Below are 19,533 nucleotides of genomic sequence, written 5' to 3'. Positions count from 1 at the left end.
AACAATTGAATTTGTTAATTATTTTATAACATTTTTAAGTAGGATTGACTATAGTGCCTGAGATACGCTACCGGATATTTTTTAGGCTGCTAGATTATTGATATTCATCTGCCAAAAAGTCCAAATAACGTTTCCAAGAACGCTCATCAGCACGTGCATCATATCTGTCGCTACCAAACACGCTAAAGGCATGCGGTGCGCCGCTATAGGTAATCATCTCGTGCGGTACGTTGGCGGCCTCCAAGGTCTTGCCTAGCGTTGCAAAGCTCTCTAGTGAGACGGACTGATCGGCTGAGCCGTGGAACACCAGTATCTCGCCTTTGGTATTGTCATAACTTTGACCCGTAGGGATATCAAAGGCACCGTGGAAGGGTACAAAGGCTTTTTGCGGGAATCCTGCGCGGGCAAGCTCTAATGCCACTGTACCACCAAAACAATAACCCATCGTCGTGCCATTACGCACATCATTACCCTTCATTCGTCCTGCATTCAATGCCCCTTGAAGGATGCGGCGCATCTTGTTACGATCATCGTAGAGCTCGCCTGTTAAACGCTTATTTTCTTCGACAGAGGTGGGACGAATACCTTGCCCAAACATATCTGCGGCCAGTACGTTGTAGCCTTCATTTGCTAACATATCAGCACGCTTGCGCTCATAGTCAGTGAGGCCATCCCAATCATGAATCAATAAGATAAAAGGGGCGTTTGGCTTATCGGCTTTGGCGTAATAGCCTCCGTAGGCTTGGTTATCGACCGTATAAATCACGTTTTTGGTGGTGATGGCGGCCGCCGTTTGACTGACCATTAATGCCATGAGACCTACTGATGCAACAGAAGGTAGGGCGCGATAAGGTGTTTTGGAGAGAGCATCTGTCATTGGTAACATAATTAATCGCCTTATAGTGATATAAAAAAGATAAATATTTGGCTAAAAACTATGCCAATGTTATTTATCGATGATCTTTCATTCCTCATAAAAGCATACCTTAAAGAATAACGTCATTACATTATGGGATTGTTAATATTAAAACTCCCTGATGACGCCCTAAAATGACAGATTAATGAAGACTGCAAACCTTAACCAAACATCAACAACTTTCACTATATATGCAACTATAAGCGACTTAGTTTTTGGGTAAGATAAGCCGTATGCCTTTTATTCCTTTATCTTTTTTAATAATTGGTCATGCAGCATCACAGACAGATAATCGACAGATGAAGTCAGTATTATCCCAAAGGATACAACACCTGTGTAAGCACATTTTTAATGGTCTTAGAAGAGACTATTTTACTCATTAGCTAGGATGTTTTATGAATAATAATATCGATCATACCGACCCAGCCAAAGATATGAATACTGAGCGTGGCAATGGGGGCGAAACCCATCAGCGCGCAGGCGATGACACCAAAGTATTGACCACCCAACAAGGCGTGGCTATCAGCGACAATCAAAACTCGCTAAAGGCGGGTAAACGTGGCCCAACCTTAATAGAAGATTTTGTATTACGCGAAAAAATCAACCATTTTGACCATGAGCGTATTCCTGAACGTATTGTCCATGCTCGTGGTAGTGCGGCCCACGGTTACTTTGAGCTGACTGAGTCACTAGAAGAATATACAACAGCGAAGATATTGACTGAAACCGGTAAGCAAACGCCTGTATTCACGCGTTTTTCTACTGTAGCAGGTAACAAGGGCTCAAAAGACACGCCGCGTGATGTTCGTGGTTTCGCGGTCAAATTCTACACAGAAGAAGGCAACTGGGATTTGGTCTCAAACAACATGCCGATTTTCTTTATTCAAGATGCACTAAAGTTCCCAGATTTGATTCATGCGGTCAAACCAGAACCTGACCGCGGCTTTCCACAAGCGGCGTCTGCCCATGATACGTTTTGGGATTTTGTTTCACTAAGCCCTGAAACCATGCATAACGTTATTTGGTTGATGAGTGACCGTGCCCTACCACGTAGCTTTAGTATGATGGAAGGGTTTGGTATCCATACTTTCCGTCTGCTGGACAAAAACGGTAAGAGCACCTTTGTCCGTTTCCATTGGAAGCCAGTGCTCGGTGTACAGTCTCTCATTTGGGATGAAGCAGTTAAAATCTCAGGTGCAGACCCTGACTACAATCGCCGCGATATGTATGAAGCCATCGAAAATGGTATGTTCTTTGAGTGGGAGCTTGGCGTTCAGTTATTTACCGAAGAAGAAGCCAATGAATTTCCGTTTGACCATCTAGACGCGACCAAACTTATCCCTGAAGAAACCGTACCTGTAAAAATTATCGGTAAAATGGTCTTGAACCGTAACCCTGATAATTTCTTTGCTGAAACCGAGCAAGTGGCATTTTGCCCATCCCACGTAGTGCCAGGTATCGATTACAGTAATGATCCATTGCTCCAAGGCCGTCTATTTAGTTATCTAGATACGCAGTTGTCACGTTTGGGCTCACCAAACTTTGCGCAAATTCCAATCAATGCACCAAAATGCCCGTTTGCCAACAACCAGCAAGATGGCCATATGCAAATGCAGGTGCCGAAGACTCGTACATTGTATGAGCCACAGAGCTTGGACCAAACCAGACCTCGCGAGAGTAACAAACGCGGATTTGAATCGTTCCATGAGCAGTTGGATGATGGCGTCAAAGGTCGCATCCGTGCCGAAAGCTTTGCCGATCATTACAGTCAGCCGCGTATGTTCTATCGTAGCCAGACGCCAGCTGAGCAAGCCCATATTGCCACTGCCTACGCGTTTGAGCTAGGTAAAGTAGATACGGGGTATGTACGTACTCGTGTCCTTAGTCACTTGATTCATATCGATGAAGATTTGGCTAACCGTGTGGCTAGCGCACTTGGTATGGAACTGCCAGAGCCAGCAGACGCCGCCGCTCCTGTACAGGATCTTGGCACCTCAAAAGCGCTGCAAACCATCGGTATCTCACCGAAGAGCCTAAAAGGTCGCTTGGTTGGTATTTTAGTTGCAGAAGGCTCGAAACACAGCGAAATCAAGAAGTTTGAAGATGCGGCGAAAGCTGAAGGCGCAAGTGTGAAGATTGTTTCGCCTAACAAAGAAGTGATATTAGATGATGGTACACGTATACAAGCGGATGAGCGTCTCGCGGGTGGGCCGTCAGTGTTGTTTGATGCGGTAGTGAGTATTATCATGCCTGACCAAGCTAAGAAGCTGGCCATGGACAGCTCTGCATTAGATTGGTTCAACGATGCGTACAATCATTGCAAAGCCATCGCTTATTGTGGTGCGACCGAAGAGCATATCTTGAGCAAGTTGCCTATCGAAAAAGATGCGTTTGTCACACCACTTGATGATGTGGATGGCTTTATTGAAAATGCCAAAACCCGTCTGTGGGAGCGTGAGCCAAAGGTACGTGACCTTGCGTAATCGCTAGCGTAATTGATGGTATAAGCTGTAAATCTATAAAGTAAATGCTTAATGTAGAAAACCCAGCCTAAGCGCTGGGTTTTTTGCGTTTTTACTGGAAGTATAAACGCCGTCATTAATGATGTTACGCATTATGCGACTATTATCAACCGTATCTATAGTCACAAGCGTTCACTCAAAGTCATTTTTTTTGAATTGACGGGCGCTATACTAAATAGTATCTACGGAAGGGAGCACAAGCCTCATCATAATAATGAGGATGAATGCGGTAAGGAATACCAATGAGTCTATGTGAAATTGTACGTCTAGAGGGTTATATCCAAAGTAGCTACTTGGCAGTATATCCAGATAAAATCATGCTACTAGACGGCTGTTGCCGTGCCGATGTGTCAATGGTACTTGGGTATATCAAAGATACTCTAAATAGGCCGATAACAGACCTAAAAGTGGTGGTGGTCACCCATATGCATCCGGATCATGCGGGCGGTGCGCGCAAGTTTCGCCAAGAGACTGGCTGCCGCATTATCTCTGCTGATAAGAAAAGTCAGTGGTACGGCGGTATTGGTGGACGAGCGATGCATCTGGTCGATATGAATCTTGCGTACTATGTGGCGAGGCGGCAAGGTCGCACATTTAAAAACTTATATTATCCAGCAAGTCTTCAGCCAGATATCACCGTCACCGATGGTGATATTGTACCAAGGTTCGATGAGTGGCAAGTGTTAGAGACGCCTGGGCATACCGATCGCGATTTGTCTTTATTTCATTTGCCCAGTCGTCAAGTATATACGGCTGATCTCATCATCAAATTACGTCATAAGTTTGTGGCGCCATTTCCTGTCTATGATCCCAAAGCTTATAAGCAATCGTTAAAAAAAATCAGAGATTTAAAACCATCAATGGTAATGATGGCTCATGGCCGAGAGCGTGCAATGAGTGAGGTAGAGTTTGATACGTTCATCGACCAAGCCCCCAAATACCCGCGCACCATCAAAGACACGATCAGACATAAATTGTTATGGCGTAAGAAAAACGATTTTAACCTCTTTAAACGTCGCAAGAGTAAATAGAGATAAAATAACGATCAAAAAGCCCAAACGAAAAAACCCCCAGTTACTGTCATAGTAACTGGGCTTTCTAAATATGGTGGGCTGTCCGCGACTCGAACGCGGGACCAATTGATTAAAAGTCAACTGCTCTACCAACTGAGCTAACAGCCCTGAGCGAGGATTAAATGAAGTACTACTTCATCTGAGCGCAAGAGAATTTACATTTTCGTAAATTCTAAAAACACTGTATCCAAACTAGGTTTGCATTTTATTGCAAGAGAAAATTCTAACTAAAGAACTTTCTAAAACTAAACATCTTGACGATGTCTTTTAAACTTATCTTTATTAGTCTACTACCGGATAGGGCAGAACGATTAATAAAGATTAAACTAAATATGGTGGGCTGTCCGCGACTCGAACGCGGGACCAATTGATTAAAAGTCAACTGCTCTACCAACTGAGCTAACAGCCCTAATACTTGCAAACAATACTCAATAATTTAAGCATGACGCTTGCTTTCCCGTTTAGTTAATTTGTATCTCTAAACGTGAGAGCACATTATATATATTATTATGACAATTACAACCCCACATGATAAAAAAAGTGTAATTCTCTTATAAAATTGCCAATTTATTCCAGTTTCTTTAAATTTTTGCCATTATATCGATATTGACTGCTCTATTTTTGGCTAAAGCGAGTCAATAATCGATTATTAGTCTCGAGAAAGTGCTTCAACAGGATCTAATTTGGCGGCATTACGTGCTGGCAAGAATCCAAATACTACGCCAATTAACGTCGAACAAACAAAAGCAGCAATAATAGAGGTTGATGAATAGATAACTTTGAAATTATCACCGCCCACACTATTAATTAATTCACCAATGGCAAAGGCCAGTCCAATACCAATCAGCCCTCCTAAAATACAGACCAGAACGGCCTCAATAAGGAACTGCTGCATGATATCGCTCTGACGTGCGCCTACTGCCATACGTACGCCAATCTCGTTGGTGCGCTCGGTGACAGAGACTAGCATGATGTTCATGACCCCAATACCACCAACAATCAACGAAATAACTGCAACTGATGAGATAAGTAGGGTCATCGTACCTGTCGTTGACTCAATGGTTTGACGGATAGAGTCTGAATTTCGTAGCTCAAAGTCATCTTTGCCATGGCGACTTTCTATCAAGTCAGAGATGGCCGTCTCTGCGGCACTAGAAGAGATACTATCATCTAACAACGCCACAAAGCGGTCGATATTGGTACTACCGGTGACGCGCGACATTACCGTCGTATAAGGCATATAGATAGTAGGCGTCGTCACACTGGGACCAAAGCCACCGTCGCTTTCTTCGAGCACACCAATCACGCGTCCAGGAACACTCCCAATCAAGATAACCTCGCCAACAGGGTTGTCGACCTCTGAAAAGAAGGTTTCTTTGGCATTATTGTCAATAATAATATCTTGGCTGCGTAAATTGATACTCTTCGCATCAAACCCTTGGCCCAATGCCAATGTCTCACCAGTGACGGTTAGATAGTCTTCACCAACACCGTTGACGGTAGCATCCTCTTGTATACTACGATAGCGAACGCTAGAGTTGGCATTTACCTGAGGGCTAACGCTGATAATATAGGGCTGATTGCCGACCGCCTCTGCATCTTCTGGTGTCAAATTGTCATCATTATAGCGGCGTCTAGGGTCGCCTCTAGGGTAGCCGTCATTGACGGTGATGGTATTAGTACCTAACGAGCTAATATTAGCTAGGATTTGCTGCTGAGAGCCTTGTCCAAGACCTACGATAGATACGACCGCGGCGATACCAATGATAATACCGAGCATGGTCAGTAGGGTCCGCATCTTATGCGCGCGCATGGCAAGCAAAGACATTTTGAATGCTTCAAGCAGTCGATCAATAAAACTACCAAAGGCACTTTTGCGATGCTCGCCAAGGATAGATTCTGGTTTTTTGTCTGTGTGCTTATAATGCTCAGTTTGATAGTCAGCGATGACATGGCCATCTTTGAGCTCAATCACACGCTCCGCTTGTGCTGCTAGTTTTGGATCATGAGTGACCATGATAATGGTATGACCTTGTGCGCTGAGGTCATGCAAAATCGCCATGACATCTTCGCCAGACTTACTGTCTAGGGCACCAGTTGGCTCATCTGCTAAGATAACATCGCCACCATTCATCAGTGCACGAGCGACAGAAACACGCTGCTGCTGTCCACCTGAGAGCTGATTGGGACGATTGTTGACCTTATTGCCAAGGCCGAGGTCAGTTAGTAGCTTCTCAGCACGATTGGTGCGTGCCTCGGTATCCATGCCCGCATACACGGCAGGGACGGCGACGTTGTCTTTGGCACTGATATCACCAAGCAAATGATAGCGCTGAAAAATAAAACCAAAGTGCTCACGGCGCAGTTCTGCTAGCTGATCGGCATCAAGCTTACGGGCGGATTGACCATAAATCTTATAATCACCAGCAGTGGCTTGATCTAGACAACCCAAGATATTCATCAAGGTGGACTTACCAGAGCCTGACTGTCCAATGATAGCGACCATCTCACCTTGGTGAATCGTCAGATTGATATCATGCAAGACGCGAATGGTTTGCTCACCAGCAGGGAACTCTCTGATAATGCCAGATAGTTCCATAATGGGCTTGCTTGATGCAGAGTGGGTAGCGGTATTGGTTTTTGCTGAGTTGCTTGAGCGATTAGCAGAAGTGTGTGACCCTAAGTTTTGAGCCATGCTACTTTCAGAGCTATCTTCAGTCGACGGTTTAGGAGATTGAGATATAGTCATAGCAGTGTCTTTAATAAAGGCTAATAAGCGTTATAGTGTTGTTATGAAAGGGCTGCTATGTTTAGCAAGCCTTTCTTACTCAACATAGTTAAAGCACAAGTTACATTCGAGGTCCGCCAGGTACGCGGCCGCTATCTGATTTCTTACCGCTCTCTTCACTGATGATTACTTCTTCCCCTTCTTTCAAACCACTTAAGATTTGCGCATTTACTCGGTTATCAATACCGACTTCTACAGTACGCTCTTCTACGGTTCCGTCATCTTTTAATACACGTACAAACTTGCCCGTTGTTGATTTGCCTTTTTCTTTAGTTCGCTTTTCTTGTATCACTGTTGATGGTACTAATAGAGTATTTTTGGCTTCGTTGACGATGATATATATCTGTGCCGTCATATCGATTCGAAACAAGCGGTCAGGGTTTGGTACTTCTACGTAGCCGACGTAATAGATAGCAGCGTCTGTCGAGCTGGTGCTACTGATCTGCTCTGGGGCAGGTTCGATAGCGGTTAATGTCGCATCATACTGTTTGTCTGGATTACCGATAATATTGAAATAAGCAGGCATACCAGCACTGACATTGATAACGTCAGCTTCGGAGATTTGCGCGTTGATACGCACGGTCGATAAATCCGCTAGCGTCACCAATGTGGGCGCCGTTTGGTTAGCATTGACCGTAGTACCTTGCTCAGTCGTAATAGAAACGACTGTACCTGATATTGGTGCACGAATCGTGGTATAGCTTAGATCTTCTTCAGCAGTACTGACGTTGGTTCGTGATTTGCGTAGCGCTGCTTGCTGACTGTTTATATTGGCTTCTGTGGTCGCAATCGCGGCTTTAGCTGTGTCGATAGCCGCACGTGCATTGGCAACGGCTGCTTTTGCAGTCTCGACACTGGTCGCCTGCGTGTCATATTCTTGTTGTGAGATAGCATCGATAGCGACTAAGTCTTGCAAACGCGCAAAGTCAGACTGTGCTTGTTTGAGCTCAGACTGACGGCTGGCAAGATCAGCATAGGCACTTTTTAGACTGGCTTGTTTGCTCAACGATTCTGCTTGCGCACTTTGTAGCGCGGCTTCGCTTTGCTCAAGACTGGCTTGTTCATTGCTCAGGCTGTTCTTCTGAGTCACTTGATCAATCTGCGCAATCAAATCGCCTTGCTTGACTTCGTCACCGACTTCAACGTACAGGCGTTTTACTTCACCAGATACCTGTGCCCCTACATCGACGGTATTTAACGCTTTTACTTTACCAGAGGCCATGACATTGTTTTCAATATCACCGACTTCAACGGTTGCGGTTAAATAATTAGGTGTGGCTTCTTCTGGTTTTAAAAAAGTATAGGCCAAAGCCCCTAATGCTACGATAATTAAGGTGATGACACCCCATTTGATAGCAGACTTTTTGCTTATTTTGCGCATGACAACAATCCAATCACAATTAAATCAAGTGTAGATATAGTAGAGACTTCATCTACAAAAGGGAATGGAAATTAGTTTACGAAAGGTTAAGGTAGAAGAACAGAGACAGGTACAGAAAAGAAATGCTTACTAAAAATCAATAAAACGGAGATTATAGGAGAACAAAATAGGGTAGTAGAATCTGAATTTACAGCGTTTAAATGTATAAATCAGTAAGAGAAGAGATGGATAACTTGTTAATAAGAAAAACAATAAAAGGTGGTGACAAGCGGGTCTGTCTTAGCGCATCGCAAATAAACGCTTACCTGCAAGCTCCAATGCCGCTTGTAATAATAGCTCCCATGCTGGCTGACGAATGAGGCCTTTGATGGCTTGGTCACAGCGGTAAAGCAGGGCAGGCCATTCGGCCGTGTGCGTTTTTGACTGACGGCGGCAGGCTTGTTGGTACAACCCTTGTTTACTACGCCAAATGCCTAATGCTTGAGGGTCTTGACCGTCCATAAGTTGAATGATTTGACGCATGTCTTTGCTGATAGCCCAAAGCACTAAAGTAGTGGGCTCATCGGTCGACTTTAGCTGAAACATGATTTTGGCAGCCTGCGTACTATTGCCCGCAAGCATCGCATCAGACAAATCAAACACACTAAACTGCGCATCGCTGACCAACGCTGCTTGTAGGTCTGCAATATCCAATGCCACATTATTCACAGGTTGTGAAAAGCTATTAGATGGTTCGGTGCTATTGTCAGTAGCACTATCTTCACTAGTACGGCTATTAGCCACTAGCTGCGGTGCAAACAGATAAGACAATCGCCATAGGGTTTGATAAGCACTTAGCAAATGATGCTCAGTGTGTGACATGAGTAGCTGCCACGCTTCTTGAGACAGTCGTAAGCCAAACTTCTGAGCTTGTATTTGTAGTAGCTGTTGGCGCTGCTGCTCATTGTATAAATTGCAATCAATGACATTGCCATACTGCGTAAAAGGAGCAAACCATTTGCTGCTCTGGCTGCGTTTGTCTTGCTTAGGTGTGAGCCACAATACACTATGACCATGTGTGCCAGCTTGTGCCTCGACCGCAAAACGTTCTAACTCAGCGATAACTGCTTTGTCAGGTTTATGATTTCCCGTCACGATTACCGCGCTAGCATCATCAAATAAAGACTGACTGCCAAGCTCTGACAGTACTTCTTGCCAACTCTTGACAGAAATCAGCTCTATACGTTTGATTGCATAGTTCTGCGCGCGCCAGTGTGGGCGCAGCGCATCTATCAACCATTGACTCAGTAGTGGCTCGTCACCGTGCGCCAGCCACAAGCCCGCTACCGCAACGGAAGGCTGCAGTAGTTTTGGATAGGCTTTTATGAAAGTATCTTGCATAGCGTGGTGTTACACAGGTTGATGAGCAGGTAATACCAATTCCAAAAATATGATCAGCAGTGTCAAGCTAGCCGAGTTTACTAGTACTTACGCTCGCTTAGTTTTCTACTCATATTTCTAGAAATGGTATCGTTTGATAATCAGAACGACTAACTATTACGGTTGTGGTACGACGACGACGGTTGGTGTCACACCTTTATTCATCAGTACAGACTGCTTGGCAGCAGGTGCAACTTTTGGTAGCGAAATCGCCACATATTGATCCGTGATGCGACGTGCCAAGCTATCATACAGCCAATCACGAATTTGGTCGCCTTGCTGGTCATCAGTACTGACGGATGCTTCATTGTATTGATAGCTACGCTCGACTTGGATGGGATTGGTAAGCGTGACTGGCTTGCCGTTCTCGATCGTTTGGTAGCTGACATCAGCAGAGAGTACCAAGCGAATCTCTGTCAATACACCCACCAACTCGTAACGTTTAAAACGCATGTTACTGATATCGATCGCTGCAATCGGTTTAGCACTAGCTTGTTGATTGCTACGCATCACATCCTCTACGCTCATATTATCAATGACATCGACACCTAACGTGGTTAGGCGACTCGTCAATGGCAATTTTAGAGGAAATGAGGTGCGATTGTCTTCGATAATGACGGCTGTTTTGTTGGCATTGAGCAGCATTGGCGAATCATAGCCGCGTAGCTGAAAACCGCAACCACTAAGCCCCGCCGTTGCACCCAATATCGCAAACATAGGTAATGCTGCGAGCAATGCCGTCGCAATCTTCTTTCCACCAGATTGTTTTGTACCAAAGTGCAGTGCGCTTGGCGTTGGTTGTGATTGCCCAGCTCGATGCTTATACGACATAAACGCTATCCTCATATGATAAAAAGGCTTAGAGCACTAAGCCTAGGCAACTAGCCTGCAACCACGATATTAACCAGCTTGTTGGGTACGACGATTTCTTTTTTGATCTCGCCTGTGATGAACTTTGCTACGCTTTCCATAGTGCGGGCTTGCTCTTTTAGCTGCTCAGGATCGCTGTTCGGTGCGACATCCATCTTACCACGCATTTTACCATTGACCTGAACGACCATCGTAATCATGTCCTGTACCAGCGCACTTTCATCAACAGTCGGGTAATCTAAGGTTAAAGTATCAAGGCCGAGCTGCTCAAGCAAATGCTCACCAACGTGCGGCGCATAGACAGACAGCATAATCAGCAGATTGGTCAACGCTTCGTGCTTAACGTGTAGCTCTTGCTCGCTAGTGGCGTTAAAGGCAGTCAACTCGTTGGCAAGTTCCATCAGGCTTGATACAGGCGTGTTCAATGCCAGACGATCACCCAAATCACTATCAATCTTGGCGATGGTTTCGTGCGTTTTACGGCGTAAGTTTTTGGCTTCTTTGCTCAGACCCTCTGTGTTCAAGATAGCACCGTTCAGCGTATCAATACTGATATTGGCGGCCGTTAGCGCTTGCATGTGATCATTAGCGATGCGCCATACTTTTTTCACAAAGTTGTAAGGGCCTTTTAGCGCGTCATCTGACCATTCAAGCGTCTGATCGGCAGGTGCAGTGAATAGCGTATATAAACGTACCGTATCAGCACCATATTTATCAATGGTTAGCTGTGGATCAACACCGTTGTTTTTTGATTTAGACATTTTTTCGATTTTGCCAATCGTGACTGGCTGTCCATCTGATTTTAGGATGGCCTTGATTGGTTGACCACGTTCGTTGAAGTCGATATCGATGTCTTCTGCAAAGTAGTAAGTGGTACTGCCATCCGCGTTGACACGGTAGAAGGTGCCAGCGAGCACCATACCTTGCGTCATTAGATTAGCAAATGGCTCGTCGCCAGTGACCAAGTTTTCATCTCGCATGAGCTTATGGAAGAAGCGCGCATACAACAGATGCATCACTGCATGCTCAACACCGCCCACGTATTGATCGACTGGCAGCCATTTATTGGCAGCAGACTTGTTGACCATGTTTTGTGTGTCAGTTGGACTAGCAAAGCGGGCGTAATACCAGCTTGACTCTACAAAGGTGTCAAAGGTATCGGTCTCGCGCTCAGCAGGGTTACCACATTTAGGACAAGTGGTATTGACAAACTCTGGTATATTCTTGAGTGGATTACCGCGACCATCAGGCACGACGTCGGTTGGCAACACAACGGGCAAGTCTTGCTCTTCAACTGGCACCGTACCACAATGCTCACAGTTGATCATTGGGATAGGGCAGCCCCAATAGCGCTGGCGCGACACGCCCCAATCCCGCAGGCGGTATTGGATTTTTTTCTTAGCCAGCGATTTCGGCTCAAGTTTGGCAAGCATGGCATCAAACGCCTGCTCAAAATCTAAACCATCAAACTCACCTGAATTGACCAGAGTGTTGCGCTCGGTATAAGCAAGATTGACCTCAGTATTGTTTGCTTTAGCCTCCGCTTTTGCTTCGTCAAAATAGCCATCAGGCGTATTAATAACTTGCTTGATCGGTAGGTTGTATTTCACCGCAAATTCGTAATCGCGCTCATCGTGAGCAGGCACAGCCATCACTGCGCCTGAGCCGTAGCTCATCAGTACATAGTTGGCGACCCAAACTGGCACCTCTTCACCCGTCAGGGGATGCGTCACAGTCAGACCTGTGTCCATACCGATTTTCTCGGCTTTGGCAAGATCGGCCTCAGCCACTGAACCTTTTTTGCAAAGGGCACAGAACTGGGCAATCATGTCGTCTTTTTCAGCAGCGTATTGGGCGAGTGGATGCTCTGCGGCAACCGCGACATAAGTCACGCCCATCAAAGTATCAGGACGAGTGGTGAATACATCTAAGGTGTTTTCTTCGCCAGCGAGCTCATAAGGGAAGTGGACTTCCATACCGGCACTACGACCAATCCAGTTGCGCTGCATGGTCAATACTTCAGAGGGCCAGTGACCTTCTAGCTGATCCAAATCATCGAGCAATTCATCAGCATAGTCAGTGATGTTGAAGTAGTACATAGGGATGTCACGTTTTTCGACGGCAGCTCCACTACGCCAGCCTTTGCCATCGATGACTTGCTCGTTTGCCAAGACAGTATTATCAACGGGGTCCCAGTTGACCGTCGATAGCTTTTTGTACACCAGGCCTTTTTTGTATAATTGCAAAAATAGCCACTGCTCCCACTGATAATATTCAGGGCTACAAGTGGCAAACTCGCGTGACCAATCAATAGACAGACCAAGTAGTTTTAGCTGCGCGCGCATATTATCAATATTGGCAAACGTCCACGCCGCAGGTGGCGTTTGATTGGCAATCGCGGCGTTTTCTGCTGGCAAGCCAAAACCATCCCAGCCCATTGGCTGCATGACCTCATACCCTTTTAGGCGGTAATAACGGCTTAAGACGTCAGAAATCGTATAGTTACGTACGTGGCCCATATGCAGCTTGCCGCTTGGGTAGGGGAACATTGACAGCATATAACGACTTGGTTTGTCGCTTGGCTCATTGCTTACTTCAAAGCGCTTATCAGTGTCCCATTTGGTCTGCTGCGCGACTTCGATCGCTTGCGGGTTATAATGATGGTTGTCGGTTTGGTCTGCTGTCACGGCGTTGCTCATAGTCGGCTCGAAATTGGTTGATGCTGATTTATTTAATACGGATTTGTTTAATACTGTTCAAAATAGGTGGAATTTGACAATGCCATAGCATAGCGTAATTTGGCAAAAATTGCGACGATATGATGCAGTCGCTGATGAGGTTTGACGATTAAAAGTGAGGAATTTTCTATATCCAGTCAGCCTTAGGTATAATGGGCAAATCAATCTGCACTTATAGGGAGTCACAATGACCATCACCATCTACGGCATCAAATCATGTAGCACCATGAAAAAAGCGTTCAATAAGCTTGACGAGCTGAGCGTCAGCTATGAGTTTCATGATTATAAAAAACAAGGTGTCGATAAAGAAGCAGTACAGCGCTGGGTAAATGCGTTAGGAATTGATAAAGTGCTCAATAAGCGCGGCACAACATGGCGCAAGCTCACTGACGAGCAAAAATCGGAAGCTGATGCCAGTGTAGACGCCGCGATAGCGTTACTGGTAGAAAATACCAGTATGATCAAACGTCCGATTGTAGAAGGTCAATTAGCAGATAAAAATCAGCCGATATTGCTGTGCGGTTTTGATGAAGCGGAGTTTGAGCGTGTGTTTGGTTAAAAACGGGCATAAAACGCCTGAGCTAATAATAAAATCTTAGCTCAGGCTTAATAACGCCAACAATAAACCAAATCACACTAAAGCACCAAATAATGAGCACGTAAAGACGTATTTGCTCTGCTGTCCAATCAAGCGCAAACCACTCAATCATAAAGAACGACTTCCAGCCCTCTATCCAGCGCGCACCGCCGTAGCCAATAATCCACCAGCAGTAGATACTTTCTAAGATAAATAGCAGAGACCATAGCGGAAGAGACATGACTGATTCCTGTTTTTAGCTGAATTAGGCCTCTATCTCACGGCTAATCAGTGTACCAACGCCTTCGTTGGTAAAAATCTCCAGTAAGGTCGCATGAGGCACACGACCATCGACGATAACCGCACTTTTGACACCGCTACGCACCGCATCAAGTGCACATTGAATCTTGGGAATCATACCGCCTGAGATCGTACCATCTTCAATCAAGCCATCGACTTTCTTAGGTGTTAGTCCAGTCACCACTTCACCGTCACGGCCCAATACCCCTTTGATGTTGGTTAAGAGCATGAGTTTTTCTGCCTGCAAAAACTCCGCCACTTTACCGGCCACCAAGTCGGCATTGATATTATAAGTATACCCTTCGCTATCGACGCCAAGTGGGGCGATGACTGGAATAAAATCAGAGGAGATGAGCATATTGATCACGTCTTTATTGACACTCACCACATCACCGACGAACCCCAAATCCACAGGTACAGCGACGCCATCGGTACCTATTTTGTCCATCATCAGTTTTTTTGCTTGAATTAAGTTAGCATCTTTACCAGTTAGGCCGATAGCGCGGCCGCCGTGTTTGTTGATGAGACTGACGATAGATTTGTTGACGCTGCCGCCTAGTACCATCTCGACGACATCCATGGTGCTTTTGTCAGTGACACGCATGCCATCGATGCGATCAGACTGCCGCCCCAATTCTTTTAGCAGGTTGTCCACCTGCGGGCCGCCGCCATGAACGACGACAGGATGCATGCCAACGGTTTTGAGTAAGACGATATCACGGGCAAATGAGCTCTCAAGCGCAGGGTCAGTCATGGCGTTACCGCCGTATTTGACCACGATGATCTTATCGACAAAGCGCTGAATATAAGGCAGGGCAGTGGTCAATACTTCAGCAGTGATTTTGGCATCGTCTAGATTAAGCGTCATTACAAACTCCTACGGTAAAGGTACAGGGTAAAAATATAAGCCAAAAAAGTGGGGGTGATAAGTTATTCAGCAGCAATCGCGATGATTTGCTCTGCCAGTCTGTGATCAAAGGGTCGGCATAAAGCGGCAAATCTGTTTTGTACTTCTTTTAAATTGTCAAGACTATCACCTGCAAAGCGCGCGGTCAGGTGATGACTGGTATTGGACTGCCGCAATACGCCAAAACCATGCGCAAAATCCAAGCGCACACCGTCGATACAGCTCAGTCTCGTGCCGATAGGCAATAACTGCCGCGCCTGCGCTAAGGTGATAGCGGGCTGTTGCGCTATACAATCACAAGACGAGCGTTCATTAGCAACTGTGTGGCTGCAGGTAGGATTGACCAAGCAATCTTCTTGAGACTCTGCTATATCGGACTGCTCGCGGGCTGCATCCATGAGCTGCTGTATATACTGACAAAAAACCTGTAGCTGCGTCACGATAGAGCGCTCGCGCGTGAGGGCATACGGTACTGGCAGATAATGATCGGCGGTACTGACCAGCGTAGGCAGGCTTTGGGTGATAGCTGCTAAGGAGGTTTTGGTAGCATCGTCCGGCTGAGCGGCCAATCCATGCAATAGCCGTAATGCCGCGTACATGGCATCATCATAAGCGATAAAACGCTTGTCATTAAAAATAAAATGCCCCGATAACTCGCCTGCAAAGACAATGCGGCTATCGGTATGCTGCATCTGCTGGCGCATCAGACTGCTCCCCGTCCTGCTCACGATAGGCTCAGCGCCCAGCTCGGCCAGCAATGCAGGCAGATGGTGGGAGCACTTAACATCAAACAGTACTTGAGGCACCGCGGTTGAAGCTGGGTTAGGCGCGCTATCGCAGAGCGCGGATTTTGCCAGTAGATACAACAGATGATCTGGCATCACCGTCTTGCCATTTTCATCGACGACCATCAGCCTGTCGCCATCGCCATCGAACGCCAGTCCGATATCGGCTTTGTGCGTGGTGACCGCTTGCTGCAACTGTTTGAGCCGACTTGGCTCAGTAGGGTCGGGGTTACCCAAAGGAAAATGACCGTCTGCTGTATCGTTAAGCATGACAACGCTCTGACAAAAACGCTGAAATAAAGGCTGAGCGATGTGACTGGTCGCCCCGTGCATACAGTCGATCACTACCGTCAGCTCAAGCTTGGGCGCAGCATAGCGCCAGTCGCTGCATGGCCGCTGGGCTGCGCTGTATTGTCCGTGATGGGGTGATGCTTTATCACAGGTCTGCTCACCACTTATAGGGTATAGAGGATATAGCTGGCTAAAAACATGATAAATGGCGTCGATATAGCCATGACTCACTTGCTCCGTTGGCAGATGCCCCAGCGAACCTATCGCTGCAGTCAAAGCAAGCGGCGTATCAGGAGGCACTAGCTGCTGATAGAGCGCTTGAATCTCAGCACAGCTAGGGGACTGATGGTTTACCAGCCATTTTATGCCTAAGATGTCTTTGGCCGAGTGACTGGCGGTCACCATAATGCCATGTCCCTGATATTGCGCCGCCCAATATGCCATCATCGGTGTGGTCACCAAACCGAGCTGAATGACATGTAGGCCATGCTGTGCCAAGATAGTCGCTAAGGTATGTGCGATGTCATCACTGCTGCAGCGCACATCGTAGCCGATGACGACGATGCTTTGTTTGTTGGTGTTGTTTATGGTATTGGGAAGGGTATGCTGCTGACTGATGCTGTGCTGATTTGTGTTTGACTGACTGATATTTGACGGATCGACATTTGCCAAAGCATCCATATCAGCGCTGGTGTCTCGGTATTCGGCGGTTTGATATAGATGGGCAAAAGCGTGCCCCAATGCCTGAATAAAATCGGTGGTAAAATGCTGACGCGGCCCGCGAATATCATAAGCACGAAATAAGGATTGCTGCGCAGCAAAAGATGGCATCGCTTACTCTCCTTATGGCGTGATGGTTAAAATAGTAGAGGTTTTCTAGAGCCTGTCTTCCATTCAAGCGACAGTTATTAAATAGTCAAAAAAAGCAAGTCGGTCTACTGGCGACCTGAATGACCAAAACCGCCTGCGCCGCGCGCACTGGTATCATTAAACTCTGTGACCACGGTAAATTCAGGGCGAGCGACAGGGACGACAATATACTGCGCCATGCGCTCTGCTGGGTTTAATACAAAATCCGCAGCGCTACGATTCCAAATACTGACCATCAGCTCGCCTTGGTAGTCGGCATCGATCAAACCCACCAAATTCCCTAAAACAATACCGTGCTTATGGCCCAGCCCTGAGCGCGGCAGAATCATCCCAGCATAATTAGGGTCCTCGATATATACAGCCAGACCTGTACCGACAAGATGTGTTTCCCCTGCTTTGATGGTCAAAGGCGCATCGATACAGGCGCGCAAATCAATACCAGCACTGCCATCGGTTGCACGTGTCGGCAAAGAAAATGCCTTGTCTTCAACGATTTTCGGGTTTAACACTTTTACTTGTACAGCTTGCATAACGCACTCACTCAACGATTGGATAGGTTGTAAATTAAATTCAAAAAAATGCCTGATTCAGGCGACGCCGATTGGCTTTGTAAAAACAAAAAAGTCAATGACTGCTACATGACTGCTTTGGTGCTCACTCACAGTATCAGCACACTTGCTAGGCCCAAAAACGACATAAAACCGACAATATCAGTGACGGTGGTCAAAATCACCGACGCTGATAGAGCAGGGTCGATATTCATGCGTTTTAGGAGTAAAGGAATGCTAATGCCTGAGACATTGGCTGCAGTCATATTGATGGCGATTGCCAAGCCAACGACCGCACTGATCTTGATATCATGAAACCACAATTGGGCGATAAACGCCATGATTATCGCCCATATCGTACCGTTTATCGCGCCGACCCACAGCTCTTTATTCAGTAGCCATAAACGGTTGGAGCCACCAATTTGACCCATCGCTATACCACGAATGACGACTGTTAATGTTTGCGAGCCAGCGATACCGCCCATACTGGCAACCACGGGCATTAAAATCGCCAGCGCCACCACTTTTGCCAACACCGCCTCAAACTGACCGATGACCGCCGCCGCCAATAGGGCGGTACACAGGTTGATACCGAGCCAGATACTACGGCTTTTGGCGCTGGTCAAGATAGGGGCAAACAGCTCCTCATCTTGGCTGACACCTGCGAGGTTTTTCATGGTGCTATCGACATCATCTTGGATAATCTCCATGATGTCCTCGGCATTCAACTGACCGACCAGCTCGCCATGGCTGTTGATGACAGGGGCAAAACGAATGTCTTCTGAGCGAAAAATCGCCGCCGCATCGGTGATATTGAGGCGATCATTGATGGTGATAGCAGGGTCGATAAGCTCTGAGACCAAAGTGGTTTGATCATGTTTGATCAAATCCACCAAGCTTAGCAGCCCAAGCAACTGCTGGCTTTGATCGACGACCAACAGCTCTTGGCTTTCGTCGTCGAGCAGATCGTCATTGGCGCGCAGCCAGTCTTGTACCTCAGCCAGCGTAATGTCGTCTCTGACCTGAATGGTATCAGGGTCCATATAGCGACCGACTTCCCAATCGGCATAGGTGTCGAGTTTATTGACCTGCACACGGATATCTTCGTCCAGCGTCGCCATCACCGAGGTGCGGACGCTGTCGGTCACCGTGTCCAAAATCTCCGAGATGTCTTGGGCATCTAGATCTTGAGTGAATAAGGAGATTTCTTTGGAGGAGACGTTTTCAAGTAAAGGCTGGCGCGTCTCATCTTCTAGCTCGGCCAGCACCTCACCTTTGATATTATCGGGTACTTGCTCCCAAATCAGCAGGCGGTCTTGGATAGGGAAGGACTCTAGCAAGTTAGCAATCTCGTACTCTGATTGCTTAGCGAGGAATTCAGCAATCTCTTTGGAAGCTTCTTTTGCGACTAACTCTTGCAGGTACAGCAGCTTGTACTCAGCGCTATACTCTGCAGGATTGTAATCCCCTTGCAGGGTCGATGGTCGTTCTTGTTCAGGCGGTGGCGTAGGCATAAAGGTTCCAATATCTCTTAAAAAATGTTAATAA

At 46.5% G+C, this 19,533-nt stretch carries 14 protein-coding genes and 2 tRNA genes; 3 read left to right on the top strand and 13 right to left on the bottom strand.

Annotated elements, in window-relative coordinates:
• Nucleotides 1-94: 94 nt before the first annotated feature.
• A complete protein-coding gene (locus L0G63_RS00855; protein ID WP_301448946.1) occupies nucleotides 95-886 on the bottom strand; it encodes a dienelactone hydrolase family protein in 792 nt (263 codons plus the stop codon).
• Nucleotides 887-1,311: 425 nt separating this feature from the next.
• Here L0G63_RS00855 and L0G63_RS00850 point away from each other — a divergent pair, with 425 nt between their 5' ends.
• Nucleotides 1,312-3,399, top strand: coding sequence for a catalase (locus tag L0G63_RS00850; protein ID WP_301448945.1), 2,088 nt, complete (start codon nucleotides 1,312-1,314; stop codon nucleotides 3,397-3,399).
• 281 nt (nucleotides 3,400-3,680) lie between these two features.
• Nucleotides 3,681-4,469 (top strand): MBL fold metallo-hydrolase, encoded by a 789-nt coding sequence (locus L0G63_RS00845; protein ID WP_301448944.1) that lies wholly within the window; start codon nucleotides 3,681-3,683, stop codon nucleotides 4,467-4,469.
• A gap of 74 nt (nucleotides 4,470-4,543) precedes the next feature.
• Here L0G63_RS00845 and L0G63_RS00840 read toward each other — a convergent pair.
• The 7 genes from L0G63_RS00840 to leuS all read right to left on the bottom strand — a co-directional run bounded on the left by L0G63_RS00840 (nucleotide 4,544) and on the right by leuS (nucleotide 13,668).
• Nucleotides 4,544-4,619: transfer RNA gene (locus L0G63_RS00840), tRNA-Lys, on the bottom strand.
• 225 nt (nucleotides 4,620-4,844) lie between these two features.
• Nucleotides 4,845-4,920: transfer RNA gene (locus L0G63_RS00835), tRNA-Lys, on the bottom strand.
• Nucleotides 4,921-5,160: 240 nt separating this feature from the next.
• Nucleotides 5,161-7,110, bottom strand: a complete 1,950-nt coding sequence (locus L0G63_RS00830; protein WP_301448953.1) for a MacB family efflux pump subunit — start codon at nucleotides 7,108-7,110, stop codon at nucleotides 5,161-5,163.
• Nucleotides 7,111-7,360: 250 nt separating this feature from the next.
• Nucleotides 7,361-8,680, bottom strand: coding sequence for an efflux RND transporter periplasmic adaptor subunit (locus L0G63_RS00825; RefSeq protein WP_301448943.1), 1,320 nt, complete (start codon nucleotides 8,678-8,680; stop codon nucleotides 7,361-7,363).
• A gap of 279 nt (nucleotides 8,681-8,959) precedes the next feature.
• Nucleotides 8,960-10,060, bottom strand: a complete 1,101-nt coding sequence (locus L0G63_RS00820; protein WP_301448942.1) for a DNA polymerase III subunit delta — start codon at nucleotides 10,058-10,060, stop codon at nucleotides 8,960-8,962.
• A gap of 156 nt (nucleotides 10,061-10,216) precedes the next feature.
• Nucleotides 10,217-10,930 (bottom strand): hypothetical protein, encoded by a 714-nt coding sequence (locus tag L0G63_RS00815; protein ID WP_301448941.1) that lies wholly within the window; start codon nucleotides 10,928-10,930, stop codon nucleotides 10,217-10,219.
• Nucleotides 10,931-10,980: 50 nt separating this feature from the next.
• Nucleotides 10,981-13,668: a leucine--tRNA ligase gene (leuS, locus tag L0G63_RS00810; protein WP_301448940.1), complete on the bottom strand. Its 2,688-nt coding sequence runs from the start codon at nucleotides 13,666-13,668 to the stop codon at nucleotides 10,981-10,983.
• Between the two features lie 226 nt (nucleotides 13,669-13,894).
• Between leuS and L0G63_RS00805 the strand changes: the two genes are divergently transcribed.
• Nucleotides 13,895-14,266, top strand: a complete 372-nt coding sequence (locus L0G63_RS00805) for an arsenate reductase (RefSeq protein ID WP_301448939.1) — start codon at nucleotides 13,895-13,897, stop codon at nucleotides 14,264-14,266.
• 22 nt (nucleotides 14,267-14,288) lie between these two features.
• On the opposite strand, the gene L0G63_RS00800 is transcribed toward L0G63_RS00805, so the two are convergent.
• From L0G63_RS00800 to mgtE, 5 genes are all read right to left on the bottom strand, one after another.
• Nucleotides 14,289-14,525 carry a hypothetical protein gene (locus L0G63_RS00800; protein ID WP_301448938.1) on the bottom strand — a complete coding sequence of 79 codons (237 nt, stop codon included), beginning with the start codon at nucleotides 14,523-14,525 and terminating at the stop codon, nucleotides 14,289-14,291.
• Between the two features lie 24 nt (nucleotides 14,526-14,549).
• On the bottom strand, nucleotides 14,550-15,452 hold the full coding sequence (gene argB, locus L0G63_RS00795; RefSeq protein WP_301448937.1) for an acetylglutamate kinase: 903 nt from the start codon (nucleotides 15,450-15,452) through the stop codon (nucleotides 14,550-14,552).
• Nucleotides 15,453-15,514: 62 nt separating this feature from the next.
• Nucleotides 15,515-17,398, bottom strand: a complete 1,884-nt coding sequence (locus L0G63_RS00790; RefSeq protein ID WP_301448936.1) for a phosphomannomutase — start codon at nucleotides 17,396-17,398, stop codon at nucleotides 15,515-15,517.
• A 104-nt stretch (nucleotides 17,399-17,502) separates the two neighbouring features.
• Nucleotides 17,503-17,967: a dUTP diphosphatase gene (gene dut / locus L0G63_RS00785; RefSeq protein WP_301448935.1), complete on the bottom strand. Its 465-nt coding sequence runs from the start codon at nucleotides 17,965-17,967 to the stop codon at nucleotides 17,503-17,505.
• 128 nt (nucleotides 17,968-18,095) lie between these two features.
• A complete protein-coding gene (gene mgtE / locus L0G63_RS00780) occupies nucleotides 18,096-19,499 on the bottom strand; it encodes a magnesium transporter (RefSeq protein WP_301448934.1) in 1,404 nt (467 codons plus the stop codon).
• Nucleotides 19,500-19,533: the final 34 nt, after the last annotated feature.

It is taken from the genome of Psychrobacter sp. (assembly GCF_030454045.1).
GTDB lineage: Bacteria > Pseudomonadota > Gammaproteobacteria > Pseudomonadales > Moraxellaceae > Psychrobacter.
This window is presented reverse-complemented; position numbering and strand designations above follow the sequence as displayed.

Coding starts and splice junctions, on each gene's coding strand:
- mgtE (WP_301448934.1), bottom strand. CDS start 19,499: ATGCCTACGCCACCGCCTGAACAAGAACGACCATCGACCCTGCAAGGG.
- L0G63_RS00820 (WP_301448942.1), bottom strand. CDS start 10,060: ATGCAAGATACTTTCATAAAAGCCTATCCAAAACTACTGCAGCCTTCC.
- L0G63_RS00790 (WP_301448936.1), bottom strand. CDS start 17,398: ATGCCATCTTTTGCTGCGCAGCAATCCTTATTTCGTGCTTATGATATT.
- L0G63_RS00845 (WP_301448944.1), top strand. CDS start 3,681: ATGAGTCTATGTGAAATTGTACGTCTAGAGGGTTATATCCAAAGTAGC.
- L0G63_RS00825 (WP_301448943.1), bottom strand. CDS start 8,680: ATGCGCAAAATAAGCAAAAAGTCTGCTATCAAATGGGGTGTCATCACC.
- dut (WP_301448935.1), bottom strand. CDS start 17,967: ATGCAAGCTGTACAAGTAAAAGTGTTAAACCCGAAAATCGTTGAAGAC.
- L0G63_RS00850 (WP_301448945.1), top strand. CDS start 1,312: ATGAATAATAATATCGATCATACCGACCCAGCCAAAGATATGAATACT.
- L0G63_RS00800 (WP_301448938.1), bottom strand. CDS start 14,525: ATGTCTCTTCCGCTATGGTCTCTGCTATTTATCTTAGAAAGTATCTAC.
- argB (WP_301448937.1), bottom strand. CDS start 15,452: ATGACGCTTAATCTAGACGATGCCAAAATCACTGCTGAAGTATTGACC.
- leuS (WP_301448940.1), bottom strand. CDS start 13,668: ATGAGCAACGCCGTGACAGCAGACCAAACCGACAACCATCATTATAAC.
- L0G63_RS00815 (WP_301448941.1), bottom strand. CDS start 10,930: ATGTCGTATAAGCATCGAGCTGGGCAATCACAACCAACGCCAAGCGCA.
- L0G63_RS00830 (WP_301448953.1), bottom strand. CDS start 7,110: ATGGAACTATCTGGCATTATCAGAGAGTTCCCTGCTGGTGAGCAAACC.
- L0G63_RS00805 (WP_301448939.1), top strand. CDS start 13,895: ATGACCATCACCATCTACGGCATCAAATCATGTAGCACCATGAAAAAA.
- L0G63_RS00855 (WP_301448946.1), bottom strand. CDS start 886: ATGTTACCAATGACAGATGCTCTCTCCAAAACACCTTATCGCGCCCTA.